This window comes from Dactylosporangium sp. CA-052675 (genome assembly GCF_050947935.1).
In the GTDB taxonomy this organism is placed as follows: domain Bacteria; phylum Actinomycetota; class Actinomycetes; order Mycobacteriales; family Micromonosporaceae; genus Dactylosporangium.
This window is the reverse complement of sequence record NZ_CP192010.1, coordinates 6,386,408-6,410,672: the sequence shown is the minus strand read 5'-3', so window position 1 is coordinate 6,410,672 and position 24,265 is coordinate 6,386,408. Positions and strand designations below refer to the sequence as shown.

Here is a 24,265-nt window from a genome sequence, read left to right as displayed (position 1 = left end):
GTGATGGTCATGAGCGACGCACTGCGGGTGGAGGGGGTCAACCGGCGCTTCGGCGACCGGCAGGTGCTCTCGGACGTCACGTTCGACGTCGGGGCCGGTCGCATGACCGGGTTCGTCGGGGCCAACGGCGCCGGGAAGACCACGACGATGCGCATCATTCTCGGGGTCCTCGCGGCCGACTCCGGCTCGGTCACGTGGCAGGGCGCGCCGCTGAGCACGCGGCTGCGGCGGCAGATCGGCTACATGCCGGAGGAGCGCGGGCTGTACCCGAAGATGAGCGTCCGCGAGCAGCTCATCTACCTCGGCCGGCTGCACGGCCTGTCGATGGAGCGGGTGCGGCGCACCGCCGCCGACCTGCTCGACCGCCTCGGCCTCGGCGAGCGCGCCGACGACCCGCTGCAGCAGCTGTCGCTGGGCAACCAGCAGCGCGCCCAGATCGCCGCCGCCCTCGTGCACGACCCGGTGCTGCTCGTGCTCGACGAGCCGTTCTCCGGCCTCGACCCGCACGCGGTCGACACCGTCGTCGGGGTGCTGCGGGACCGGACCGCGGCCGGTGTGCCGGTCCTGTTCTCCAGCCACCAGCTCGACGTCGTCGAACGGCTCTGCGACGACCTGGTCATCATCGCCGGCGGGCGCGTCCGGGCCACCGGCACCCGCGAGCAGCTGCGCGCGCAGTTCGCCGAGCCCCGCTACGAGCTGCGCGTCGACGGCGACACGGGCTGGCTGCGCGACCAGGCCGGGGTCACCGTCGTCGACCTCGACGGCGACCGGGCCGTGTTCGACCTCGCCGAGGCCGCGGACGACCAGGTCGTCCTGCGGGCCGCGCTCAGCCGCGGTCCCGTGCGCGCGTTCGGACCCGTCGTACCCTCGCTCGCCGAGATCTTCCGAGAGGTGACCCGATGAACCTGCTGGAGGCGGTCCGGATCGTCGCCGGGCGCGAGCTCAAGGTGAAGCTGCGCGACAAGACGTTCCTGTTCAGCACCGTGTTCTTCCTGCTGTTCGCGCTCGGCTCGTCGGTGCTGCCGGCCGTGCTCGTGAGCGGGCCGTCGTCGGTCGCCGTGGCGCAGGCCTCGCCGTACGAGCAGAAGCTGCGCGACGCCGGCCTCGAGGTCAAGGTCGTCACCGATCCCGAGAGGACCGTGCGCGACGGGGACGCCGACGCCGCGGTCGTGGACCAGGGCGGCAAGCCCCAGGTCGTCGCGATGCGGGACGCGCCCGGCGATGTCGTGCGGTCGCTGTCGGTGGCTCCCGAGGTACACCTGCTGGATCCCGATGCCGTTGACGAGCTCGCCAAGTTCCTGGTCCCGTTCATGTTCGCCCTGGTGTTCTTCTTCACCTCGCTGACCTTCGGCATCCAGATCGCGCAGAGCGTGGTCGAGGAGAAGCAGACCCGGATGGTGGAGATCCTGGTCGCGGCGGTGCCGGTCCGGGCGCTGCTCATCGGCAAGGTCGCGGCCGGCGGCATCCTGGCCCTGGCCCAGGTCGCCCTGATCGCGGTCGTGAGCATCGTCGGCTCCCAGTTCTCCGACGACGCCGGCAACCTGCTGCCGCTGCTCGCCCCGGCGATGAGCTGGTTCATCCCGTTCTTCGTGCTCGGCTTCATCATGCTGTCCGCGCTCTGGGCCGCCGTCGGCGCGCTCGTGAACCGGCTCGAGGACGTGTCCAACGCCGGCATGCCCGTCCAGCTGCTGGTGATGCTGCCGTTCTTCGCGGTCATCTTCCTCGGCGACAACCCGGCGGCGATGCGCATCCTGTCGTACGTCCCGTTCTCCGCCCCCACCGCGATGCCGCTGCGCCTCTTCGACGGCTCCGCGGCCACCTGGGAACCGTTCGTGGCGCTGGTGCTCCTCGCCGCGGCGGCGGCCGGGGCGCTGCTGCTGGGGGCGCGCATCTACGAGGGCTCGGTGCTGCGCACCAACGGCCGCACCTCCTGGTCGGCCGCGTGGCGCGACCGCGAGCTGCGCGGCATCTGACCGTCTCCGCGGGCCGCTACCGGCGGCCCGCGGACGCGGACGGGCCGGTTCGATCCACGCCGTACGGCCGCATGGCCCCGATCCACATGCCCTTCGGCCGGTCTTCGGGAGTCTCAGCGGTTTGTCGCCGGCGTGTCTCGTCGCAGGATGCCCTACGGACGATCTTGCTCCGCGGGGCCGTCGCGGTGCGGCGCGATGCCCAGCTCGGCCAGCTCGGTGGCGCGGGCCACGTCGCCGTGGGTCACGATCCCGGCCAGCCGGCCCTCGGTCACGACCGGGGCCAGCCGGTGCCCGCCGGCCGGCAGCGCCGCGGCGGCGTCGACCAGCGTCGTGGCCGGGTTCAGCAGGCGAGCGGGGTCGACCGGCGCCGACACGTCGGCCAGGCGCACCCGTTCCCGGTCGGCGCTGGGCACCTTGCCCAGCCGGGTGAGGCTGACCAGGCCGGCCACGTGGCCGTCGAGGTCCAGGACGGGGAAGGTGCGGTGCGGGTGGCGGCGGGCCACCGTGGCGACGAAGTCGGCGACGGACTGGCTCGTGTAGCCGCACACGGCCGGGGTCGTCATCACGTCGCCGACCCGAACCCCGGCGAGGGTGTTGCGCACGACGGTGTCGACGGCCTCCGCCCGGGCGGCCAGGACGAGGAACCAGCCCAGCAGCACCGGCCACAGCCCGCGGAAGTTGGCGGTGAGCAGCACCTGGAGGAAGCCCGCGGCGATCAGCACGCCGCCGAGCGCGATCCCGGCCCGGGCCGCGGCGCGGCGGGCGGACGCCCGGTCGCCCCGGACCCACCACAGGACGGCGGCGAGGACCCGGCCACCGTCCAGCGGCGCGCCGGGCAGCAGGTTGAACACCCCGAGCAGGACGTTGACGACGGCCAGCCACACCAGCCCGGTCACCGCCAGCGCGCCGCCGCCCAGGGCGTGCACCACCGCCGCGGCGGCGGCGAACACCCCGGCCCCGACCAGGCTGACGACCGGCCCGGCGAGCGCGATCAGCAGGTCGGCGCGGGCGTGCGGGGCCTCGCCGTCGAGCTGGGAGACGCCACCGAGCAGCCACAGGGTGATGGCCCGGACCCGCACCCCGTAGTGCCGGGCCACGAGCGAGTGGCCGAGCTCGTGGGCCAGCAGGGCGCTCAGGAACACCACCGCCACGACCACGGCCACGGCCCAGTACACGGCCGCCGCGTGCCCCGGCGCGCCGCCGGGCAGGATCACCACCGCCAGCCCCTGCACGAGCAGGAGCATGATCACGAAGACGGACCAGTGCACACCGACCGGGATGCCGGCGATCCGGCCCAGACGCGCGGTCTGCCCCATTTGCCACCACCGCCCTCCGCCGGGCGCTACCCAGTGGCCGGCGCCCTCGAACCCATCGGGCGAGTCTTTCCGCCTGGCGGCCGCCGAGCCGTCACCGGCGTTGCGGTCGGCCGCGACCCGCTCCCGCAGGCGCGCGGGTGCGCAGTGACGGCCGGCCCGTAAGCCTCTCTACGAGGTTAGGCTAGCCTTATCAGCGCCGCCGGTGAAGATCCGGCGATGGTAGGTTCGGCTGGTGAACCCGCTCATCGATCGCCTGCGGGCGTACGATCCGGGCGGAATCCGAGTGCGGCTCGCGGCCCAGGTCGTCGTCACCATGTCCGCCGCCATGGCCGCCGAGTGGCTGCTGGTCCAGGCCCGGCACGATCCGGTGCCCGTCGTCCCGCTCATGCTCGGCGCGGTCGTCGCCCTCTGCGGCGTGTTCGCCGCCCCGATGTTCGACACCGCGCGGCAGCAGGCGCTGAACCTCGCGCTCATCCCGATCCCGGTGATCGGCGGTGTCGCGCTCGGGGTGGCCCTGGCGCCGTACCAGCTCTGGGGCTTCGTCGCCGTGATCGCCGTGCTCACCGGCGGCGCCTACCTGCGGCGGTTCGGCCCCCGCGGCTTCTTCGGCGGCAACTTCGCGTTCATCGGCACCTTCTTCGGGCTCTTCCTGCACGGCGTGATCACACCGCGGTCCCTCGGCTGGGTGACCCTCGAGGTCGTCATCGCCGTCGCCGTCACCGTCGCGCTCCAGCTCACGCTGTTCCGCATCAGCAACGACCGCACCCTGGCCCGGCTGCGCCGCTCGTTCGGCGCCCGCTCCCGCGCGGTGGCCGCCGCCGCACTCGCGCTCACCGAGTCCCCGGCTCCGGCCCCCCGTCGCCGGGCCCGGCTCGTCCGGCGCCTGCGCCGGCGCACCCTCGCGTTCAACGAGGCCGCGCTCATGGCCGACGCCTACCTCGAGCGCCCCGGCGCGCTGCCCGCCGGGACCAGCCCGGGCATCGTGCACCAGCGCCTGTTCGACCTCGAGCTCGCCGTCACCAACCTGACCCGCTTCGCCGTCACCCTCGCCGGCGCCGACCTGCCGCCCGCGCTGCGGGACCTGGTGCGGGAGGGGCTCGCGGCCGTCGGCGAGCTCGACGCGGACCGGGCCGACGCCGCCGGCCGCGCCGTGCTGGAGGAGCTGCCCGAGGGGCCGGCGCGCATCGTCGCGCACCGGTTCGGCGGCTGTCTGCGCGTCGTGGCGGAGGCGCTGTACGGCCTGCGCGCGCTCCCCTCCGACGAGCCCGACGTGCTCTTCACCGCCGCCGCCGAGCTCGCGGGCGGCTTCCTGCCGGGCTCGGCCGGGGTCAGCCAGACCGCCTCCGAGGAGCCCCAGGTCGTCCGGCGCTTCGGCCGCTCCGGCATCCCCCCGAACGTGCGGGTCGCCGTGCAGATGGCCGTGGCCGCGACCGCCGCGCTCGTCGTGGGTTACGCGGTCGACCATCGGCGGTGGTACTGGGCCGTCATCGCCGCCTTCGTCACGTTCATGGGCGCGCACAACGCCGGCGAGCAGCTGCGCAAGGGCTCGTTACGCGTGATCGGCACCGTGGCGGGCGTCCTGCTCGGCGCCCTGCTGGCGCACGCGATCGGCCCGCACGTCTACGCCGCCCTGGCGGTCATCCTGGTGGCGCTGTTCCTCGGCCTCTACCTGATGCGCTCCAGCTACGCGTGGTTCGTCATGGCCGTGACGATCGCGGTGTCCCAGCTCTACGTCGAGCTGGGGGAGTACTCCGACGACCTGCTCCTGCTGCGCCTGGGCGAGACGGCCATCGGTGCCGCGGTGGCGCTGCTCACCGTGCTCGCCGTCATGCCCCTGCGCACCGGCCGGGTCGTCCGGGTCGCGACGCGCGAGTACCTGACCGCGCTGTCCGCCGTGGTCGACGCCGCGGTGGCGCAGCTGCTCGGCACCGGCACCGGCTCCGGCTCCGGCCTGCGGGCCGAGGTGCGCCGCCTGGACGCCGCCTACCAGGCGCTGACGGCGACCCTGGCGGCGCTCGGCGTGCCGCTGCTGCCGGTCCCGTCGGCGCGCATCCTGTTCGCCAACAGCCTGTCGGCCTCGCGCAACTACGCCCGCAACCTCCTGGCCGACGCGGCGCCCGCCGCCCTGCCGCCGCAGGCCCTGCGGCTCGCGGCGGACACGCTGCGGGGCTCGATCGAGGCGCTCGTCGCCGGGCTGCGGCGGGACGCGCCGGGCCCGTACGTCCGCTCGGCGTCGCGCTTCGCCGCCCTCGCCGCGGCCCTGTCCCTGCCCGACACCGCGCCGCCGCTGCTGGCCCTGCGCGACCTGCAGCTCATCGACGGGTCGCTCGCGGTGATCGCCGAACAGCTCGGCCTGACCGTGACCGCCCTGGACCAGGACGAACCGAAGCAGACGGCCGACCGCTAGCGCACCAGGTCCGCTGCAAGTGGCCTGCAACTCGCCGCTAAGCGGGGTGCCGCACGCTGCGGGCTCGGCAATGCAATCGAGAAGGCATACGAGAAGGAGGTTCACGTGCAACGCAAGCTGGTCCGGATCGCGGCCGTCGCGCTGCTCGCCGTGATGATGTCGGTGGGGACGACGACCACCGCGTCGCTCGGCACGGGCAAGGTGTCGATGCAGGACTTCCACTTCTAGGCACGTCCGGGAAGGTGCGGCCGGCACGCCGGTGCCGGCCGCACGTCCCCCTCACGGCTGGGCGAAGGTATACCCAGCGTCACGGAGCCGGGGCAGTACGACACCCAGCGCGGTGAGCGTCTGTTCGCGATTGCCGCCGCCGTCGTGCTCGAGGATGATCGAGCCCGGATGGGTCTGCCGCAGGATCGTGGACACGATGTGCTGGACGCCGGGGCGGCTCCAGTCCCGCGGGTCGACGGTCCAGTCCAGCGCGCGCAGCCCCTGGGTGCCGCACTGCGCCAGCACGGTCGGGGACCACGCGCCGCCGGGGGAGCGGAACAGCGTCGGCCGGTATCCGTTGCCCGACGCCTTGGCGATCGCGTCGGAGGCCTTCGCCATCTCGGCGTGCACGGCGCTCGCCGGCAGTTTCGCGATGTTCATCGGGTGGCTGTGCGTGTGGTTGGCGATGTGGTGCCCGCCGTCGAGAACGCGCCGGACGAGGTCGGGATGCGCGGCGGCGCTGCGGCCGATCATGCAGAACGTGGCGTGGATCCCCTGCTGGGCGAGCAGCGCCAGCATCCTCGGGGTGTAGGTGGGGTCGGGCCCGTCGTCCACGGTGAGGGCGATCTCGGTGCCGTGGCAGGGGAGGGTGTACTGCGGGCCTTTCGGCCCGAGCCCGCCCGGCGACGGGCACACCCCGGGCGTCGGCGGATTCGCCGGCGGGATGACCAGCGGCGAACCGGACGGGTCCGGCGAGGCGGCCTCGCCCGGGCGCGAGTCGCCGGGGATGTCGCCGGCCGCGTGCCAGCTCGCGTGGTCGCCGCACCCGGCCACCAGCCCGACCCCGCCGAGGGCCAGCAGCAGCGAGCGCCGGGAGATCTTCGCGCTCACGCGGTGCCCGGGGCGTCGCCGACGAGCTCGGGGTGGGCGGCGACGAACTCGGCGACCCGGTCCTGGCCGATGGCGGCGAGGAGCCCCTTGGTGGTGGCGTCGAGGATCTCGTACGACTGGCCGCCGACGACCTCGCTGTTGAAGTGCCCGCCGTTGGTCTTCAGCGTCACCAGGCGCTCCGGCGTGATGCCGTGCAGCGTGAGGATCCAGTCGGCGAGCGGGATGTCGTTGTTGTAGAACGAGACCGCCTTGCCGATCGAGTTGAGCATGTGGTCGACCTTCTGCGGGTTGGTGAGGACGCCGGCGCTGGTGGCCTTCGTCAGCATCGCCTTGATGAACTGCTGCTGGTGGCGCTGCCGCCCGTAGTCGCCGTCGTTGTCCGCGAGCTTGTCACGCTGCCGCACGTAGTCGAGGGCCTGCCAGCTGGCCATGTCCGAGCAGCCGGGCTCGTACACCTGCGGGCGCATGTTCGGCTTCAGGGTGGTCGGGATGCCGTCGGCGTTGAAGCTGTACGGCTCCCCCTCCTGCCCGGTCCGGGTGTTCCATCCGGTGTGGATCGACGTGGTGCGCTCGTCCACGCACATGCGCACGCCGCCGAGCGCGTCGACGAGGTCCTTGAACCCGTCGAAGTTGACGATCGCGGCCCCGCTGAACTTGAGGCCCCCGGCGAGCCCGCTGACCGTCTCGGCGAGCAGCGTCAGACCCTCGTCGCGGCCGCCGCCGTGCTGGTAGCCGAACTCGAAGGCGGCATTGATCTTGTCGGTCCCGCCCCGGTACCGGGTGCGCGCGTCCGCCGGGATGACGACCCGCGTGTCGCGGGGGATGCTCGTCAGGTACACCATGTCGTGACTCGCGGGCACGTGGGCGACGATGATCGAGTCGGCGCGGGCGCCCATCGCCGCGTTGCCGGCGCGCTCGTCGATGCCCACGAGCAGCAGGTCGATCGGCCCGCCGATGTCGTGGCCGGCCGCGGCCGAGCCGAGGCCACCGGGGTGGGTGACCTGGCCGCCGTAGTGCGCGAGCAGGATGCTGCCACCGGCGAGCGAGCCGACGCTGACCGCGAGCAGCAGCACACCGGCGACCAGGCACAGCCGCGCCCACAACGGGCTCCTGCCGCGCATTGTGCTCCCTTCACCGCGACCGACGCCCCAGCGTCGCCGCGGCGGCGGGCCCGGGTGACCGCACTGAGCCGCACAGTTGCTACGGGTTTCCCGCACCCGGCCGGTTGCGCTCCGCGCCGATCGGCGTGAACCGGGCGGCTCCGGGTCCCGACTGTGCTGGTTGAGGAGGCGGCGACGACCGAGGAACGCCTGGTCGTCCGCTGCCGGCTCGGCGAGCGGAGCGCCGCGTCGACCGAACGGCCGATGCCGGACGGACCGGCCGGTGCTAGCTTTAAATCCCACGAAATGGTATGATTTGGGGCTGGCGTATCTAGCATTCGAGGCGACCTCCCGGGCCGCCGGCGGCGACCCGATCGTCCATTGTGGAGAGGATTCCCGCTCGTGTGCTACGACGCCGACGCCAGCCCCCCGATCCACGGCCCGGCCGTCACGACGGTGAGCGGCGCGCCGCTGCTGCTCACCTCGGCCGACGCGACCCCGTTCGCCGCGTACCTGGCCGCACCGGCCCGGCCCACCGGCATCGGTGTGCTGCTGCTGCCGGACAACGGCGGACTGTCCAGGTTCTACGAGCGCCTCGCGGTGCGCCTGGCCGAGCAGGGCCACACCGCGCTGGCCGTCGACTACTACGGGCGTACGGCCGGCGCCCGCTACCACGAGCGCCCGGCCGACTTCGCCGCCCTGCCGAACCTCATGCCACACCTGACACGGCTGCGGCCCGACACGCTGTACGCGGACTTCGACGCCGGCATCGCCCACCTGCGCGCCGACGGTGGCGGCCGGGCTCGCGCCGTCGTGTCGCTCGGGTTCTGCATCGGTGGCCGGTTCGCGTTCCTCACCTCGGCCGAACGCTTCGGCCTGGCCGGCGCCATCGGCCTGTACGGGGCGCTCGACACGATCAACGGCGCACCGGGACCGATCCAGCGGGCCGGCGAGCTGCGAGCGCCGATCCTCGGCCTGTTCGGTGGCGCGGACCCGCACATCCCGGCCGGCACCGTCGCGGCGTTCGACGCCGCACTGTCCGAAGGCGGGGTGCCGCACGAGATCGTCACCTACCCCGGCGCACCGCACGGCTTCTTCGAGCAGGAACTGCGCGAACAGGCCGACGCCTCGGCCGACGCCTCGGCCGACGCCTGGCGACGCATCCTCGCGTTCCTGCAGCGGGCCGGGGGCTGAGCGCACGCCGTGCCACGCCGGCATCCGCCGGCGTGGCACGCGCGTCTGCCGGCGATCAGCTGCCCTGTCCCCGGTCGTGCGGAACGGTGACCGTCACGGTGCAGCCGGCCGGGCGGCCGATCTCGTCGTGGCCGCGATAGGTCAGCGTGTAGACGCGGTCGCCGCCGTTCCCGGCCCGTTCGGCCCGCAGCTGTCCGGTCAGCGACGGTTGCCCCGCCACGAACCCCGTGACGTCCGAGGCGTCGCCGCCGGTGACGTCGGCGAGCTGGAATGCGCGCGGCCCGAGGACCCCGTCCGGGAGGTCGACGCTCACGTTGACATCGACCATGCGGTGGTTCGGCGGCCACAGCTTCGGCCGGTCGACCGTGCAGTTCAGCTGCCGCTCGGGCAGCGGCTCGTCCAGCGTGGCCACCGCGTGCCCGATGGTGGCGGTGAGCCGGGCCCCGGCCTCGTAGTACATGTGGACGGTGGTGCCGTCGAAGTAGAAGGTCGGCGCCGCGGAGCGGCCCAGGTCCGGCGCGGCGGCCATCGAGTCGTGCACAACGCCGAGGTGGATCTCCTGGTCGAAGTTCTCGCCGACGTCCACCGCGTGCATGTTGCCGTCGGCGGCGTGGAAGATCACCAGGTTGCGGCCCTGCCAGCGCAGGTAGAACGGGCCGGAGGCGTTGGGGCCCTCGTCGCCCTGCGGGACGACGATCGGCTGCGGCTGGGTCGTCCAGTTCCGGGCGTCGGTGGAGACGGCCCAGCGGATGCGCCGCGAAACCGGACCGGTCGGGCCGGGGAGCGCGGCGGTCGGGTTGTCCATGAACAGCATCAGGTACCGGCTGCCGAGCCGCGGAATCGACTGTTCGAAAACCCGGGCGTAGGAGGTCTCGCCGCCGGTGCTGGCATCGCGCTGGACCGCCGTGCCGCCGTACTGGAAGTGGATGCCGTCGTCGGACGTGGCGTATCGGGTGATCGAGTTCTCGCCGTGGAAGTAGAGGAACAGCTTCTGCTCACCTTCGACCCAGATGGCGTGCGGTGAGGAGATGTGGCTGACCGTGTTGTAGTACGGCAGCCAGGTGTTGGAGATCAGCGGGTTGCTCGGGTACTCGGTCCAGGGGCCGTTGATGGAATCGGAGTAGGCCAGGGAGATGCCGCCGGGCTTCTCGTGCGGCGCGTAGTACAGGTAGTAGGCGCCGAGCGGGTTGGCGAAGTAGTCCGCCGCCCGGATGACGCTGGGGAAGATGAACTCGTTCGTCGGGTTGTACTGCAGCTTCGTCTTGTCGAACGCCGTGCCGACGTAGCTGAAGGTGGGAAAGCTGAACGGGGCGGCGTCCGCCGGGGACGCGGTCGCGGCCGGCGTCGCGGCGAGGGCGGCGGTGACCAGTCCGGCAGCCGCGGCGCAGGCGGTACGGCGGACGAGGCGCTGAGATGTCACAGAAGCTCCCTTGTGGACGGTGATCGGCACCGCGCACGGTCGATACGCCACCGGGGTGCGGCGGACGTACGGCAGGCGCGACTGACCGTCCGGGCGATGAACGGTAGAAGGCGGAAGGCGATCAGCGGTGGGGCTGTGGAACCGGGGGCTCCACAATGGACGGCAACGCCGTGGCGGCCGAGGGGGTGCCGTCGAGCATCGGCGGCACCGTGGCCCGGCCGAAGCCGGCGGGACGAGGGGCGTCGTGCTGCGTCGTGCGGTCGGGGCCGTACACCAGCTGTCCCTCCTGCCCGTTCGTGTTCACGGCGTGTTATCGCATCGTGGTGGTCACGCTGCGCCAAGTCAAGATGCTAATACGTATTATCAACGGCCTGAATCGATCCCGCCGCGCCAGACCCTCCGGGCTTGGGGCCGTCGCCCCCGACCGGGCGGCCCACCTGCGAGCGTCTCGCCGGCGTCATCGAAGGGCCCGAGACCCACGCCGCGGACATCGCCGAGGCGATCCGGGGATGCCTCGCGTGACCGGCTTCGGCGGGTGCGCCGGCCGGCGCCGCGGGGCGGGCCGTCAGTCGCCCGAGACGTCGTGCAGGACCGCCGCCAGCGCCCGTTGCTGCTCGGCCCGGCGCGACTCGGAGGAGCCGGGGTTGATCAGCGTGATGGCGGCCTTCCACAATGCCCAGCCCCGAGCCCGGCGCCAGGTGTCGTCGTCGAGCCCGACGGCCCGCCGGAAGACCGGTCGCACGTCCTCGGGCAGGTAGGTGAAGGCGATCACGAGGTCGCAGGCGGGATCGCCCACTCCGGCGCAGCCGAAGTCGAGGACACCGGCGAGGCGGCCGTCGGCGATGAGAATGTTGTCGACCGCGAAGTCGCCGTGGAACCAGACCGGTGGATTCTCCCAGCGCGAGGCCAGCGCCTCCTCGATCACCCGGTCGGTGGCGGGCGACCGGGCGCCCAGAGTCCGGATCGCCGCCTGCGCCTCGGGTGCGTAGAACGCGAAGGGGCCGCCCCGGTGCGCGGTCTCGGGGCCGGGCCGCGGGCCGTCACCCGCGGGGACGGCGCGCAGGTCCACGAGGAACGATGCCAGCTCCTCCGCGAGTGCCGCCACGTCGTGGACCGCGGCGCGGGAGAGGACCTGCCCGTCCAGCCACTCGTTGACCGACCACGGGAACGGATAGCCCAGCGCGGGGCGGCCGACCTTGAGCGGCTTCGGTACCTCGACCCGCAGATGCCGCGCGAGGTACGGCAGCCAGCGGCTCTCCTTGAGGATCTGGTGCGCGTAGCCCTCGGCGCTCGGGAGCCGGACGCAAAGCGTGCCGCCGAGCCGGAACGTGCGGTTGTCCCAGCCCTGCGGCGACGCGGCGACGATCGGAAGACCGGCCCATTCGGGAAGCTGGTCCGATATCAGGCCCGCGGCGAGTGCCTCGTTGATCTCGGGTCCGACCGTGGTCATGTCGCGGTTCCTCCGGGGGCTGTGCGGGCGAAAGGTCCCGTCCGTACTGGGGGAAGCCCCGCTCGAACAGCGTCAGCATCGGCGCCACGACAAAGGTGATGGCGCCGATCAGGCAGACCGACCGCAGTCCGGGAAGCGATGTCGCGGGAATCGCCAGGGCCATGCCGACCGGCTCGAGGAGTTTCGTGGTCATCAGATCGGTGGCGTTCACTCTGCCGCGAAGACTCACCGCCGAGCCCTGTCGGCCGCAGCGTACCACCGGGCACCATGCAGGGCGAGGCCGTGAACCGCCAGGCTGGGCGATATTGTCGCGACCGCGTCAGCTCGGATTGCCTAATGTAGGCCTGTGTTCGAGCCGACGCGTGGGACAGTGCCGCGACTGCTTCGCCCTCGCGCCCTGAAGCCCGGTGATCTCGTCGCTGTCGCGGCGCTGTCGGGGCCGCTCCCGGCCGCGTACGAGCCCAATGTCGAGCAGGCGGTGGTCGTGCTCGAGCGGATGGGATTCCGCGTGCGCCGGGCACCGCTGCTCGAAGCGGGGCGCCACCATTGGTGGAGCGCGGCCACGCCGGCGCGGATCGCCGCGGAGCTCAACGGTCTCCTGCGTGACGCCGAGGTGCGTGCGATCATCGCGAGCGACGGCGGCCAGACGGCGTTCGGCTACCTCGACCTGATCGACATCGAGGCGATCGAGGCCGACCCCAAACCGATCCTCGGGTACAGCGACATCTCACTGCTGCATCTGGTGCTCTACGCCCGCACGGGCCTGGTCGGGTTCCACGCCGACATGGCCGTCCCGGGCTTCGGCGGGCACTGGCAGGCGGTGCCGGCGACGCGCCGGGCGGAGCTCGAGGCGCTCTACTCCAGGTTGCTGACCGGCACCGAGGCGATCGGTGCGCTCCCCGCGAGCCCGTCGTGGGAGTGCTGGCGCCCCGGCCGGGCCGAGGGCCGGCTGATCGGCGGGGTGATCAACCGCATCGCGCTGGTGCAGGCGACGCGGTTCGCGGTGCCGCTCGACCGGTTCGACGGCGCGGTGCTGTTCTGGGAGGAGATGGGCGGCCAGGCCTCCTACGTGTGGAGCTATCTGCAGGTGCTGCGGCACAATGGCATTCTCGATCGGATCTCCGGCATGGTCGTGGGCGTTCCGCGCGAGATCGCCGGCCTCGAGACGCCCGACGCGTCCCCGACGCTTGCCGAGATAGTGCTCGACGTCCTCGGCGACCGTGACATCCCGGTCCTGGGCAACGTCGATGTCGGCCATGCGGGCCCGAATCTGCCGATGCCGCTCGGCATCCGCGTCGGCCTTGACGCGCAGCGGCTGACATTGTCGCTGCTCGAGCCGGCGGTGCGGCCGCCCGGGGCGACCCCGCCGACCGGCTGACGCCCGCTGCCGGTGGCGGTGACGCGAGGGCCCGGTGCGGCCGACCGTGGGGGTCGGCCGCACCGGGCCCGTGCGTGTGATCAGGCGGTGCAGGTCAGCGTGGGCACGGCATTGCTACCGCTCCACGTGCCCGTGAACCCGAACTCGGTCGAGCCGTTCGCCGGGATCGTGCCGTTGTACGCCGCGTTCGTGACCGTCACCGCGGAGCCCGACGTGCTCAGCGTGCCGTTCCAGAGCTGGCCGATGGTCTGGCCGTTGGCGTACGTCCACTTGACCGTCCACTTGGAGATGGCCGACGTGCCGGCCTTCACCGTCACCGAGCCCTGGAAGCCGCCCGGCGAGCCCGGCCACTGGCTCGTGACCGTGTACGTCGCGGTGCAGGCCCCGTTCGCCGGCGGCTGGGAGCTGGCCGGCGGCTGCGAGCTCGTCGGCGGGCGGGAGCTGATCGGCGGGTTCGAGCTGGGGCCGCCGGTCGGTCCGCCGCCGGCCGGCGGGTTGAGGTACGGGCCGATGATGTTCATCTTCGCCTGGTTGACCGTGTTCCAGTCGTCGCTGACGATGCCGCCGGTGTCGCCCGAGTCCGGGTTCCAGGACCAGTACGTGAACGACATGCCGTTCGTGCCGGTGCCCATGTACGCCATCAGCTTCGTCATCCACTGGGTGTCCAGCGGGTTGGCGAGGGTGCTGCCGAACTCGCCGACGAGGATCGGGGCGATGTTCTGCTTGTACAGGTAGCCCCAGAAGTGGTCCCACACGTCGGGCAGGTTGTTCGGGAAGTTCGAGTCCTTGAACCACGGCTGGCGGTCGTACACCGAGATGCCGTAGTCGTGGGCCGAGTACACGAGCCGGTTGGCGACGTTGAGCCGGACGGGGTACGTGCCCGCCTTCGACAGGTTGCCGCCCCACCAGTCGCAGGCCATCGGGTCGTCGGGGATGTTGTCGTACGGGTTCGGCGAACCGCCGTTGCCGTCGCAGCTGACGCCCTCGACGAAGATGAGCCAGTTGGAGTTGGTGCCGAGGATCGCGTTGCCGATGCGCTCGGCCGCCAGGCGCCAGTCCTTCGTGGTGTCGCCGCAGCCCCAGCAGGAGCCGGTGCCGTTGGGCTCGGTCCCGTCGGCGTGCGGCTCGTTGAACAGGTCCGCGCCGACGACCGTCGGGTTGTTCGCGTACCGCGTCGCCAGCATCTGCCAGTCGGCGATCTCGCTGGCCTCGGTCGCGGTCCCGCTGTACCAGAGGGCGGTCTGGCCGGCGGCGGTCGGGCGGTGGCGGTCGAGGATGATGCGCATCCCCTTGCCGCCCGCGTAGTTGATGACCTTGTCCAGGATCTGCAGCGGGGACAGCCCGATGAGGTCCGGGTTGGTGTCGGTGTTGATGCTCGTGGCGGTCGCACCCGAGCGCAGCGAGTCGCCCGTGTACGGCACCCGGATGGTGTTGAACCCGAGCTGCGCCATGTGATCGATCTGCTGCGTCCAGCTCGCCGGCCGGCCCGCCCACAGCCCGTGGAAGGTGTGGTTGTCGGTCTCCATGCCGAACCAGTTGATGCCGGTCAGCCGGACGGTCGCGCCGGTCGAGTCGACGATCTTGTTGCCGCTGGTGTGCAGGTAGCCGGTGCCGGTGCCGGCGGATGCGCTGCCGGCGGTGAGCGTGACGGCGACGAGCGCGGTGGCCGCGACGGCGGCCAGGGCCACCGCGCCCCCGACGGCCCCGCGCGTCCTGATACGTCTGAGACCCACAGGGTCACACTCCGTTTCCGTGACGACGTTCGTTCGCGCATCGTTTGCCGCCGGCGCGATCGGCGTCAATGCACGGGGAGCGGGGGCGGCCCCACAGGCGGGAACGGACCTGAAACTTTCCGGTCAGTCCTCGTCAGTCCTCGTCAGTCCTCGACCGCCAGGCTCTCGGGGATCGGCTGGCGCACGGCGCGGCGGGCCGGCAGGACCGAGGCGGCCAGCGCGGCGAGCACCGCCACGCCGAGCAGGATGCCGAGCCGGTCCCAGGGCATGACCAGGGACAGTCCCGAGCCGTGCATCTCGATGGCGCCGAGCACCGACCGGGCGATGGCGACGCTGGCGGCGACCCCGAGCACGGTGCCGGTGAGGGCCAGGACGAGCGCCTCGGCCGCGAGGCTCAGCCGCAGCTCGCGCCGGGTCAGGCCGACCGCGCGGAGCAGGGCGTTCTCCCGGGTGCGCTCGACCACGGACAGGGTGAGGGTGTTGGCCACACCGATGAGCGCGATGACCACGGCGAGGGCGAGCAGGGCGGTGACGACCTCGAGGCCCTGGTTGAGCTGGGCGTTGAGGTGTTCGACGTACTGCTCGTGGTCGTAGGCGACCGCGGCCGGGAACGCGTTGAGGGTGCGGTCGATCGCGGCCCGGGCGTCGGCCTTGCTGACCCCGGCGGCCGGGTCGAGCTGCACCTCGGCCAGGCGCGGGTCGTCGAACACGGCGGTGATGTCCTCGGCGGTCAGCCACACGCTGCGGGTGCCGGCCACCACCGATGCGACGGTGAACGGGCGGCCGTGGATGGTGACGGTCCCGCCGGCCGCGACCCCCAGATCAGCGGTGACGTCCGCGGCACCCGGCCGCGGGGCGCCGGTGTGCACCTCCAGGCTCGCGTCCCGGTCGTAGGTCTCGTACCGGGCTCGCACCCCGCCGAGCTGCGGCTGCCGCCGGAGCGCGTCGAGCAGCCCGGCCGGCAGGAACCCGAATCCGGCGGAGTCGGTGACCAGGAACTGGGCCCGCAGCTTGGCGTCGGCCCGGCGCTCGGCCGGGGCCTCGGCGCTCTTGGCGACGAGGGTGAAGGTGCCGACCAGGGTCACGCCGACGACGAGGGCGTTGGTGGTGGTCGCGATCCGGCGCGGGTTGCGCACGGCGTTGCGCAGCGCGAGGGCGACGGTGGCCCCGCCGAGCGCGCCGAGCGGCCGGCCGGCGATCCGCACCACGGCCGGGACGACCACCGGGCTCAGCAGCAGGAACCCGATGATCGTCAGCAGGGTCCCGGCGACCGTCACCTCGGTGCGCCCGACCGCCGTCGCCGCGGCGAGGCCCGCGAGCCCCGCGGCGACCGCGAGCACCCCGAAGACCCGGCGGACCCGGCCGGTCGGGCGGGCGAGCTGCACGGCGGCGTCGGACAACGCGGCGACAGGAGCCACGGTCGTACCGCGCCGAGCCGGCAACAGCGCCGCCAGCACGGTCACCCCGACGCCCACGCCGAGCGCGACGAGCACCGTCTTGACCGAGATCAGCGGGTCGGCCCGGACCTCGATCAGCACCGGGAGCCCGAACGCGACCAGCGCGCCGAGGGCGAGGCCGAGCCCGGACCCGCCGAGCCCGATCACCGCGGCCTCCAGTACCACGGACCGGAACACCTGCCGGCGGGTCGCGCCCACCAGGCGCAGCAGCGCGATCTCCCGCGTGCGCTGGGCGAGCACGATGGTGAACGTGTTCGCGATGACGAACGCGGCCATGGCCACGGCGATGACCGCGAAGCCGAGCAACCCGGTGCGGAACGTGTTCGCGTTGCCCACGGCCTCGTTCTGCGCCTGCTGTACCAGCTGATCGTGCGCCGTCGCCCGGACGCCGACGGCCGCGGAGATCCGGGCGGCGAGCTCCTCGTTCGACACGCCGTCGGCGGCGTCGACGATCACGGTGGTCGACGGGTAGCCGGCGAGGGCCTCGACGTCGGCGCTCGTCAGCACGAGCAGGGCGCCGTCGCCGTCGAACGGGCCCCTCGACGCCGCGGCCAGGCCGACGACGGTGTAGGTCACGGCGTCCCCGCCGACGTTGCTGACCATCACCCCGTCGCCGATGCGCAGGCGCTCGCGGGCGGCGGTGTCCTCGTCGAGGGCTACCTCGCCGTGGGCGGCGGGGAGGCGGCCGGCGGTGGCCGTGAGGGAGCGCAGGTGCTCGTCGGCGGCGGCGTTGACGGCCCGGTGGTCGCCGCGGATCTTCCGGCCGCCGGCGGTGGCGAGGCCGAGGTAGTACAGCGACCAGGTGGGCTCGGCGGCGCGGACGCCGGGAACCTCCCGCACGCGTCCGGCCAGGTCGGCGGACTCGTCGGCCCGGACGGTCCCGTCCGGCTCGACCTGGACGTCGACGTTGCGGTACTGCTCGGCGGCGCGGCCGGTCATCGCGGCGGCGAGCCCGTCGGTGAACATGAGGCTGCCGCAGACGAAGGCGACGCCGAGGACCACGGCGAGGCACGAGAGCAGCGAGCGGGTGAGGTTGGCGCGGGCGGTGCGCAGGGTCAGCCGGAGCATGCCGGTCACCGGGCCCGGTCGAGGCGGGCCAGCGTGGCCACGATCGCCTCGGCGGTGGGGTCCTCGACGGCGGCGGCGTACCGGCCGTCCTGCAGGAACGCGACTCGGTCGCAGTGCGCCGCGGCGTGCAGGTCGTGGGTCACCATCACCACCGTCTGGCCGAGCAGGGCCACCGCGTCGCGCAGCAGGCCGAGGACCTCGGCGCCGGAGCGGGAGTCGAGGTTGCCGGTCGGCTCGTCGGCGAAGACCACCCACGGCCGGGTGATCAGCGCCCGGGCCACCACGACCCGCTGCTGCTGGCCGCCGGACAGCTCGGACGGGCGATGAGCGAGCCGGTCGGAGAGCCCGACGGCCGCCACCACCCGCTCGAACCACGTGTGGTCGGCCCGGCGCCCGGCGATCGTCAGCGGCAGCAGGATGTTCTCCCGCGCGGTCAGCACCGGCAGCAGGTTGAACCGCTGGAACACGAAGCCCACGTGGTCGCGGCGCAGCCGGGTCAGCCGCTCGTCGTCGAGCGCCGTGAGGTCGGCGTCGCCGATGCGCACGGCGCCGCTCGTGGGCCGGTCGAGGCCGGCCAGGCAGTGCAGCAGCGTCGACTTGCCGGAGCCGGAGGCGCCCATGATGGCGTGGAACCGGCCCTCCGCGAAGGTGACGTCGACGCGGTCGAGCGCGGTGACGGCGGTGTCGCCGTGGCCGTACACCTTGCTGAGTCCGGCCGCCTGCAGCGCTGGCACGATGGTGCTCCCGTCCGTCGAGGATCCGTGATCCCGACGCTAGGCAGCGCCGCGGGGCGGGGCGTCCACCGTGATGCTGGTTCGCCGCGTACGACTCAGGTCGTACGGCTGCGACTCAGGTATCGCGGCCGGGGCGCACCAGGCCCGACTCGTAGGCGAAGACCACCGCCTGCACCCGGTCCCGCAGGCCCAGCTTGGCCAGGATGCGCCCGACGTGCGTCTTGACCGTCGCCTCCGCGACGTGGAGCCGGCGGCCGATCTCGGCGTTGGACAGCCCCTGCGCGACCAGCAGCAGGACCTCCTGCTCGCGGTCGGTCAGGTCGGGCGCCGCCGCCGGGTCGGAGGTCTGCGCCCCGAGCCGCCCGGCGAAGCGGTCGAGCAGCCGCCTGGTCACCCGCGGCGCGACCACGGCCTCGCCGCCGGCCACGACGCGGATCGCGGACAGCAGCTCGTCCGGCGGCACGCTCTTGAGAAGAAAGCCGCTCGCCCCGGCCTGCAGCGCCGCGAACGCCTCCTCGTCGGTGTCGAACGTGGTCAGGACCAGCACCCGCGGGGCCGGGCCGGCCGCGCAGATCCGGCGGGTCGCGGCGACCCCGTCGAGCACCGGCATCCGCAGGTCCATCACGACCACGTCGGCGTCGGTGTCGCGCAGCAGCCGCAGCGCCTCGGCGCCGTCCCCGGCCTCGCCGACGACGGTGATGTCCGGCTGGTAGTCGAGCACCATGCGGAACCCGGCGCGCACGAGCTGCTGGTCGTCGACGAGCACCACCCGGATCACGCGGTGACCGCCTCGGCCGCGAGGGGGATGCGGGCCCGGACGCGCCAGCCGCCGCCGAGCGACGGGCCCGCGTCGAAGGTGCCGCCGTAGAGCGTGGCGCGCTCGCGCATGCCGACGAGCCCGTGGCCGCCGCCCGGGGACGCGGCCGCGCCGGTGCCGGAGTCGGTGATCTCCAGCTCGACGGCGCCGGGCCGGTAGGCGATGCGGACGGTCGCGGCCGGGGCCGGGCCGGCGTGCTGCAGCGTGTTGGTGAGCGACTCCTGCACGATGCGGTAGACGGCGAGCGCGACGCCGCCGGGGACCTCGGGCGGTACGCCTTCCACGTGGAGCTCGACGTCGGCGCCGGCGGCGCGGGCCCGGGCCACGACGGAGGCGACGGCGTGGTCCCGGCCGGGCTCGTCGCCGGAGTCGCCGCGCAGGATCCGCACCAGGTGCCGGATCTCGTCGAGCGCGTCGCGGCCGGTCGCGCCGATCGTGCGCAGCGCCTCCCGGGCCCGCGCGGGATCGTGGTCGAACGCGTACTGCCCGCCGTTGGCCTGCAGCACGATCACCGACAGCGAATGGGCGACGATGTCGTGCAGCTCCCGCGCGATCCGGGCCCGTTCCTCGGCCACGGCGATCCGGGTCTGCTGCGCGCGCTCCCGCTCGGCGTGCTCGTGCCGCTCGGCCGCCGTCGCCCGCTGCTGGCGGACGAACCGCACGCTCAGCGCGGCCGCCCAGACCACGGCCGCGTAGCCCAGCAGGCCGAGCAGCGACCGCCCGAGACCCCACGCGTCGACCGGTGCCCGGCCGTCCTCGAACGGGGGCCGCGCCTCGAGCAGGACGGCCGCGAAGAGCAGCACGGCGAGCGCGCACCCCACCGCCGTGCGCAGCGACGCGGCGTGTGCGAGGGCGGCGTGCGTGGCCACGGCCAGCGCGACGAGCAGCATGCCCTCGTGCAGGTGCGTGCCGTGCACCGTCACCGGGGCCGCGGCGGCGGTGAGCGCGACCACGACGGCGAGCACGGCGATCGGCCGGCGGCGGCGCCACAGCAGCGCGACGCCGACGAGCCCGCCGTAGAGCAGCCCGCCGACCCGGAACTGATGCCACCACCAGGTCGACAGGGCGACCACCGAGGCGGACACCACCACGTCGGCGAGAGGCCCCGCGCCGAGGCGCCGCGAGAGGAACGACATACCGCGAGGATAGTGACGCTGCGTCATGCCGGCCGGATCGGCGCGGGATCAGCCCTGGCGGGTCGGGCGGATGGTCAGGTCGCCGATCTCGACGTCGTCGGGCTGGTCGATCGCGAAGGCGATCGCGCGGGCCACGGCCGGCGGGTCGATGCCGAGGTCGGCCATGTGCCGGCGGGCCTGCTCGCGCGCGGCCGGATCGTCGACGGCGTTGTCGATGAGCTCGGTGCGCACGTAGCCGGGGGAGATCGAGGTCGTGCGCAGGACGCCGTCGGTGCTCTCCTGCCGCAGGCCCTCCAGGAGGGTGCGGACCGCGTTCTTCGTGCCCGCGTACACGGCCTGGGTCGGCACGATCTTGAGGCCGGAGGTGGAGACGACGGTGACGAGGTGGCCGCGGCCCTGGCGCCGGAACACCGGCAGGGCCGCGGCGATGCCGTGCAGGACGCCCTTCACGTTGACGTCGACCATCGTCATCCAGCCGGCGACGTCGAGCTCGGCGACGGGGCCGATCCGGGTCATGCCCGCGTTGCCCACGAGGACGTCGAGGCGGCCGAAGCGCTCGACGGCGGCGGCGACGAGCGCCGTCAGGTCGCCGGGGTCGGTGACGTCCACGCGAACGGCCGCCGCCCGGCCGCCGGCGGCCTCGATCTCGGCGACGAGCCGGTCGAGGCGGTCGGTGCGGCGGGCGCCGAGCACGACGGGCGCGCCGAGCGCGGCGAGATGGCGCGCGGTCGCCTCGCCGATGCCGCTGCTGGCCCCGGTGATGGCGACGACCTTGCCGTGGATGGCCATGGGGATCTCCCTCTGCCTAGAGTGGACACATGTCCGGTTACTCCGACTCTAGCGGACACGTGTCCGGTTCGGCACGCCGCGCCGACGCCCAGCGCAACCGCGAGCGGATCCTCCAGGCGGCGCGCGAGCTCGTGCACGAGCCGGGGGAGCTGCGGCTCAACGCGGTCGCGAAGGCCTGCGGGATCGGGCAGGGGACGCTGTACCGCCACTTCCCGACCCGCGAGGACCTGCTCGCCGAGGTCTACCGCCGCGAGGTGGACGAGCTCGTGGCCGCGGCCCCACGGCTGCTCGCGGCGCACGAGCCGCTCGGCGCGCTCGCGGCGTGGTTCGACCGGGTGGCCGCCTACGCCCGGGTCAAGCGGGACGTGTTCGCCGCGGTCGAGGCGTCGGTGTGGCGCGACCTCGCGACCCACAGCCTCGGCCCGATCGGCGAGGCGGTCGAGCTGCTACTGGCCGCGGGGCGCTCGGCCGGCGCCGTGCGCGCCGACGCCGAGGCCCGCGACGTGATCCTGCTCATCAGCTGGCTGTCGCGGCTGGACGACGCCGAGCTCGACGCGCGGGCGCCGCGCCTGCTGTCGATCCTGATCGACGGGCTCCGCGCCCGGTGACCCGCGCCGGGGCCGTCAGCCGTCGGTCACGGGCAGCGTGTCGGGGAAGACGCAGCGGGTGAGGCGCTCCGAGGCCTGCCAGATGCGGGCGGCCTCGGCCTCGCCGCGCAGGCGCGAGTACAGCTCCTGCTCGGCCGGCGGGCCCGCGAGGTGCTGGAAGCCGCTCGGGCCGTACATCCGGGCGCCCCGCGCCTCCGGGGACGTCGCGGCGTAGAGGGCCGGGAGCGCGGCCGACTCGGGCGTGCCGACGAGGATGCCGAGGTTGCCGAGGGCGCGCACGACGCGGCCGCCCAGGGTGGGGCTGGGCCGGCCCGCCTCGGGCTGGGCCTGCAGGAGGTTGGTCGGGGCGACGCCGGGGTGGGCGAGGTTGCTCGTGATGCCCCAGCCGGCCGCCCGGCTGCGGCGGTCCAGCTCGAGGCCGAAGAGGCCGAGGGCGATCTTCGACTGGCTGTAGGCGCGCATGCCGTCGTACGAGCGCTCCCAGTTGAGGTCGTCCCAGTTGACGGCGTTCTGGTTCGCCGCGACGCTGAGCTGCGAGGTGACGGTCGCGCGGCCGGCGCGCAGCAGGGGGAGCAGGTGGCCCACGAGGGCGAAGTGGCCCAGGTGGTTCGTGCCGAACTGCAGCTCGAACCCGTCGGCGGTCTCGCGGCGGGCCGGGGGCGTCATCACGCCCGCGTTGTTGACGAGGATGTGGATGGGGCGGTTGTCCTCGCGCAGCCGCGTGGCCAGGGCGGCCACCGAGTCCAGCGAGGACAGGTCGAGGTCGCGCAGGACGAGGGCGGCGTGCGGGTACGACTGCCGGATCCTGGCGATCGCCGCCTCGCCCTTGTGCCGGTTGCGCACGGGCATGATGACCTCGGCCCCGGCGGCCGCCAGGCGGGTCGCCAGGCCGAGGCCGACGCCGTCGCTGGCGCCGGTGACGACGGCGAGTCTGCCGGTGAGGTCGGGGACGGTGATGTCGGGCTGTCTGCGTGCCATGTGCCCAGGCTGCACGGGTTGCGCCGGCGCATCCACGGCCTGACGATCCCAGGCTGCGGCCGGGGCGGCGGTGGTACAACGAACTGGTGATCGATCGAGCCGGGCTCGCCGAGTTCCTGCGGCGTCGGCGGGCGGCGCTGCAGCCCGAGGACGTCGGCCTGCCGCGCGGGCAGCGGCGCCGCACCAGCGGGCTGCGGCGCGAGGAGGTGGCCACCCTGTGCCACATCTCCGCCGACTACTACAGCCGGCTCGAGCGCGAGCGCGGGCCGCACCCGTCCGAGCAGATGATCGCCTCCATCGCGCAGGGGCTGCACCTGTCCCGCGACGAGCGCGACCACCTGTTCCGCCTCGCCGGGCACCACCCGCCCACCCGGGGCACGGCGGGCGAGCACATCGGCCCGGGCCTGCTGCGCATCTTCGACCGGCTCGCCGACACGCCCGCCGAGATCGTCACCGAGCTCGGCGAGACGCTGCGGCAGACGCCGCTCGGGGTCGCGCTGACCGGCGACCAGACCCGGTACACGGGGCCGGCCCGCAGCATCGGCTACCGGTGGTTCACCGACCCGGCGTGCCGGGCCCGGTACCACCCCGACGACCACGCGACGCACTCGCGCGTCTTCGCCTCCGGGCTGCGCCGGACGGTCACGCTGCGCGGGCCGGACTCGCGGGCCGCGCACCTGCTGCGGCTGCTGCTCGCCGGCAGCGAAGAGTTCCGCCGCGTCTGGGACCAGCACGAGATCGGCGTCGGCTACAGCCACGACAAGCGCTTCCTGCACCCCGAGGTCGGCGTCGTCGAGGTCGCCTGCCAGGCGCTGCTCGACCCGGACCAGGGGCACTTGCTGCTCGTCTACACCGCCGTGCCCGGCAGCGAGAGCTACGAGAAGCTGCAGCTGCTCTCCGTCATCGGCGCCGGGCTCTCGTGACCGACGCCGGCATCGGCCGCACGACGACCGGTTCCTCCCCGCCGAGCGGGCGTCGCACTGATGCGCAGGCACCCGCCGGCGCCGGACGGGCTAGTCTGCCGAAGATGCGGACGTTGCACCTCGGGCTGCGGGTCACGGAACGGCCGCCCGGCGATCCGGCGGGCATGTCGGCCGCCGACTTCGCGTGACGCCGTGGCGCTGCGGATCGTCCCCGTGCGGCCGGACACCGTCGCGCTGTGGCGCGACGTGCACAACCTCGTCATCCCGGCCCACCCGCTGTCGCTGGACGAGGTCCGGGAGCGTTCGCAGCGCAACCGCCTGACCCTCGCCCACGACGGCGGGACGCCGGTCGGCAACGCCACGATCCGGCCGCCCGGCCCGGGTTCCCGCACGGCGACCGTGATCGTCCGGATCCTGCCGCGGTACCGGCGGCAGGGCCTCGGCACGCAGTACCTCGACGCGCAGCTCGCCGATGCCCGCGCGCTGGGGGCGCAGCGCATCGAGACCGTCGTCCTCGCCGCCAACCGCGACGGCCTCGAGTTCGCGCGGCGGCACGGGTTCGTCGAGTTCGACCGCTACACCCTCGACGGCGAGGACGCGGAGTACGTCGATCTGTACCTCGCCTCCTGAACCGCGCGGGCCTCCGGCGCGGCAGCGTGGCGATCGCCCGGATCGTGGCGTACGCC

Annotated in this window: 22 protein-coding genes; 9 read left to right on the top strand and 13 right to left on the bottom strand. The window is 73.6% G+C overall.

Going from position 1 to position 24,265, the window contains the following annotated elements; all coding sequences use genetic code 11:
- Positions 1-9: 9 nt before the first annotated feature.
- Entirely contained in the window at positions 10-903 is an 894-nt protein-coding gene (locus tag ACQP1P_RS28565) for an ABC transporter ATP-binding protein (RefSeq protein WP_433075090.1), read from the top strand.
- On the top strand, positions 900-1,973 hold the full coding sequence (locus tag ACQP1P_RS28560; protein ID WP_433075087.1) for an ABC transporter permease: 1,074 nt from the start codon (positions 900-902) through the stop codon (positions 1,971-1,973). Before ACQP1P_RS28565 ends, ACQP1P_RS28560 begins: the two co-directional genes overlap by 4 nt.
- Positions 1,974-2,125: 152 nt before the next feature.
- Here ACQP1P_RS28560 and ACQP1P_RS28555 read toward each other — a convergent pair whose 3' ends face one another.
- A complete protein-coding gene (locus tag ACQP1P_RS28555) occupies positions 2,126-3,289 on the bottom strand; it encodes a site-2 protease family protein (protein ID WP_433075084.1) in 1,164 nt (387 codons plus the stop codon).
- 232 nt (positions 3,290-3,521) lie between these two features.
- Here ACQP1P_RS28555 and ACQP1P_RS28550 point away from each other — a divergent pair, with 232 nt between their 5' ends.
- Positions 3,522-5,696 carry an FUSC family protein gene (locus ACQP1P_RS28550; protein WP_433075081.1) on the top strand — a complete coding sequence of 725 codons (2,175 nt, stop codon included), beginning with the start codon at positions 3,522-3,524 and terminating at the stop codon, positions 5,694-5,696.
- 105 nt (positions 5,697-5,801) lie between these two features.
- Positions 5,802-5,924, top strand: a complete 123-nt coding sequence (locus ACQP1P_RS28545; RefSeq protein ID WP_433075079.1) for a hypothetical protein — start codon at positions 5,802-5,804, stop codon at positions 5,922-5,924.
- 51 nt (positions 5,925-5,975) lie between these two features.
- Here the strand turns inward: ACQP1P_RS28545 and ACQP1P_RS28540 are convergent, their stop codons facing one another.
- Both ACQP1P_RS28540 and ACQP1P_RS28535 read right to left on the bottom strand, forming a co-directional pair.
- Positions 5,976-6,794 (bottom strand): polysaccharide deacetylase family protein, encoded by an 819-nt coding sequence (locus tag ACQP1P_RS28540; RefSeq protein WP_433075076.1) that lies wholly within the window; start codon positions 6,792-6,794, stop codon positions 5,976-5,978.
- Complete coding sequence (locus tag ACQP1P_RS28535; RefSeq protein ID WP_433075073.1) at positions 6,791-7,915, bottom strand: LCP family protein; 1,125 nt, start codon at positions 7,913-7,915, stop codon at positions 6,791-6,793. The genes ACQP1P_RS28540 and ACQP1P_RS28535 overlap by 4 nt, the downstream gene beginning before the upstream one ends.
- Before the next feature lie 381 nt (positions 7,916-8,296).
- Between ACQP1P_RS28535 and ACQP1P_RS28530 the strand changes: the two genes are divergently transcribed.
- Positions 8,297-9,088, top strand: coding sequence for a dienelactone hydrolase family protein (locus tag ACQP1P_RS28530; RefSeq protein WP_433075071.1), 792 nt, complete (start codon positions 8,297-8,299; stop codon positions 9,086-9,088).
- Between the two features lie 55 nt (positions 9,089-9,143).
- On the opposite strand, the gene ACQP1P_RS28525 is transcribed toward ACQP1P_RS28530, so the two are convergent.
- The 3 genes from ACQP1P_RS28525 to ACQP1P_RS28515 all read right to left on the bottom strand — a co-directional run bounded on the left by ACQP1P_RS28525 (position 9,144) and on the right by ACQP1P_RS28515 (position 11,958).
- Positions 9,144-10,508 carry a hypothetical protein gene (locus ACQP1P_RS28525; protein WP_433075068.1) on the bottom strand — a complete coding sequence of 455 codons (1,365 nt, stop codon included), beginning with the start codon at positions 10,506-10,508 and terminating at the stop codon, positions 9,144-9,146.
- A 121-nt stretch (positions 10,509-10,629) separates the two neighbouring features.
- Positions 10,630-10,812: a hypothetical protein gene (locus ACQP1P_RS28520; RefSeq protein ID WP_433075065.1), complete on the bottom strand. Its 183-nt coding sequence runs from the start codon at positions 10,810-10,812 to the stop codon at positions 10,630-10,632.
- A gap of 261 nt (positions 10,813-11,073) precedes the next feature.
- A complete protein-coding gene (locus ACQP1P_RS28515) occupies positions 11,074-11,958 on the bottom strand; it encodes an aminoglycoside phosphotransferase family protein (protein ID WP_433075062.1) in 885 nt (294 codons plus the stop codon).
- Positions 11,959-12,328: 370 nt separating this feature from the next.
- On the opposite strand from ACQP1P_RS28515, the gene ACQP1P_RS28510 reads away from it, so the two are divergent.
- Positions 12,329-13,336 (top strand): S66 peptidase family protein, encoded by a 1,008-nt coding sequence (locus ACQP1P_RS28510; RefSeq protein ID WP_433075059.1) that lies wholly within the window; start codon positions 12,329-12,331, stop codon positions 13,334-13,336.
- Positions 13,337-13,416: 80 nt separating this feature from the next.
- Here ACQP1P_RS28510 and ACQP1P_RS28505 read toward each other — a convergent pair whose 3' ends face one another.
- The 6 genes from ACQP1P_RS28505 to ACQP1P_RS28480 form a co-directional block, all read right to left on the bottom strand.
- Entirely contained in the window at positions 13,417-15,069 is a 1,653-nt protein-coding gene (locus ACQP1P_RS28505; RefSeq protein ID WP_433075056.1) for a cellulase family glycosylhydrolase, read from the bottom strand.
- A 143-nt stretch (positions 15,070-15,212) separates the two neighbouring features.
- Positions 15,213-17,594 carry an ABC transporter permease gene (locus tag ACQP1P_RS28500; protein WP_433075053.1) on the bottom strand — a complete coding sequence of 794 codons (2,382 nt, stop codon included), beginning with the start codon at positions 17,592-17,594 and terminating at the stop codon, positions 15,213-15,215.
- A gap of 5 nt (positions 17,595-17,599) precedes the next feature.
- Positions 17,600-18,328: an ABC transporter ATP-binding protein gene (locus ACQP1P_RS28495; RefSeq protein ID WP_433075050.1), complete on the bottom strand. Its 729-nt coding sequence runs from the start codon at positions 18,326-18,328 to the stop codon at positions 17,600-17,602.
- 115 nt (positions 18,329-18,443) lie between these two features.
- Positions 18,444-19,052 carry a response regulator gene (locus ACQP1P_RS28490; protein WP_433090151.1) on the bottom strand — a complete coding sequence of 203 codons (609 nt, stop codon included), beginning with the start codon at positions 19,050-19,052 and terminating at the stop codon, positions 18,444-18,446.
- A 50-nt stretch (positions 19,053-19,102) separates the two neighbouring features.
- The gene (locus ACQP1P_RS28485) at positions 19,103-20,281 is read right to left on the bottom strand and encodes a sensor histidine kinase (protein ID WP_433075047.1); all 1,179 of its coding nucleotides are present in this window, start codon (positions 20,279-20,281) and stop codon (positions 19,103-19,105) included.
- Positions 20,282-20,329: 48 nt separating this feature from the next.
- On the bottom strand, positions 20,330-21,070 hold the full coding sequence (locus ACQP1P_RS28480; protein WP_433075044.1) for an SDR family oxidoreductase: 741 nt from the start codon (positions 21,068-21,070) through the stop codon (positions 20,330-20,332).
- Positions 21,071-21,129: 59 nt separating this feature from the next.
- Between ACQP1P_RS28480 and ACQP1P_RS28475 the strand changes: the two genes are divergently transcribed.
- Positions 21,130-21,678: a TetR/AcrR family transcriptional regulator gene (locus ACQP1P_RS28475; RefSeq protein WP_433075041.1), complete on the top strand. Its 549-nt coding sequence runs from the start codon at positions 21,130-21,132 to the stop codon at positions 21,676-21,678.
- A 15-nt stretch (positions 21,679-21,693) separates the two neighbouring features.
- Here the strand turns inward: ACQP1P_RS28475 and ACQP1P_RS28470 are convergent, their stop codons facing one another.
- The gene (locus ACQP1P_RS28470) at positions 21,694-22,656 is read right to left on the bottom strand and encodes an SDR family oxidoreductase (protein WP_433075038.1); all 963 of its coding nucleotides are present in this window, start codon (positions 22,654-22,656) and stop codon (positions 21,694-21,696) included.
- Between the two features lie 86 nt (positions 22,657-22,742).
- Here ACQP1P_RS28470 and ACQP1P_RS28465 point away from each other — a divergent pair, with 86 nt between their 5' ends.
- On the top strand, positions 22,743-23,579 hold the full coding sequence (locus tag ACQP1P_RS28465) for a helix-turn-helix transcriptional regulator (protein WP_433075035.1): 837 nt from the start codon (positions 22,743-22,745) through the stop codon (positions 23,577-23,579).
- A 192-nt stretch (positions 23,580-23,771) separates the two neighbouring features.
- Positions 23,772-24,209 carry an N-acetyltransferase family protein gene (locus ACQP1P_RS28460; protein ID WP_433075032.1) on the top strand — a complete coding sequence of 146 codons (438 nt, stop codon included), beginning with the start codon at positions 23,772-23,774 and terminating at the stop codon, positions 24,207-24,209.
- Positions 24,210-24,265 lie beyond the last annotated feature (56 nt).